Raw genomic sequence first — 835 nt, forward strand, 5'->3', positions numbered from 1 at the left:
AAAAAGCCACATTTCTTTGCAATCTAGGCAATTTACCGCCCGAATATTTAAGAAATGCAGCTTTCTATTTGCAGAATGAAAAGTAAGACTTATTCCCACCAACCTACTAGGTTCATATAAATTATTGTCGCTGGTGCAAGAATAAAGGTCAGAATACCAACGGTCTCATCGGTTGACTCTTCGTTATTCTCATTCACGCGAATACCGTTTTCCTTACCAGAAGTGTAATACTTACGCCCCTCACGGTAGGTAAAATATTTATCAGGATCTTCCATCTGATAGTTCCCTTCATTTTGGTAAGCAGGAACAAACTCGTCATCTTCTGCATAAGCCGACGCACTGGCAAATATCACCGAAAACAAAAAAGCTGACATCAACTTTACGACAACTGACTGTTTTAAACTTTTCATAAGACTCTCCTTCACTTTCACTCCCTACACCTAAACAAATTCAACGCAGATATCCTTCATTTACGTTTGTCCATTTATTGAGCAAATTTCAGTCAGACTATTAAATGATATCGAACACAAAAAATAAAGTGATTTAACAATCGATAACAATCTCAGTGTCTAAGTTGCGACACAGCTATCAATCAAATACGAAAAATTCTTAAGAAAATAACACTCAGCACACCAGCAAACACACCATAAACATGAACATCTGTCGCAACTGAACCACCAATTAGCTCTGCTACCTGCTCGCTAGCATCAGCAAAGTATTCGTAGACAACCTTAACCAATAAACCCAAAAACACTAGCACACGCAACCACAGTGGGTACAAGTGATCTTGATACAAAGCATAAACCAATAGACCGTATAAGCCTCCCGACAAGCC

Annotated in this window: 2 protein-coding genes; both read right to left on the reverse strand. The window is 38.7% G+C overall.

Going from position 1 to position 835, the window contains the following annotated elements:
- Positions 1–89: 89 nt before the first annotated feature.
- Positions 90–410 (reverse strand): hypothetical protein, encoded by a 321-nt coding sequence (locus A3729_RS06500; protein WP_068512276.1) that lies wholly within the window; start codon positions 408–410, stop codon positions 90–92.
- A 182-nt stretch (positions 411–592) separates the two neighbouring features.
- On the reverse strand, positions 593–835 hold a 243-nt coding region (locus tag A3729_RS32450; protein ID WP_369820094.1), incomplete at its 5' end, for a hypothetical protein.

Source organism: Oleiphilus sp. HI0043 (assembly GCF_001634935.1).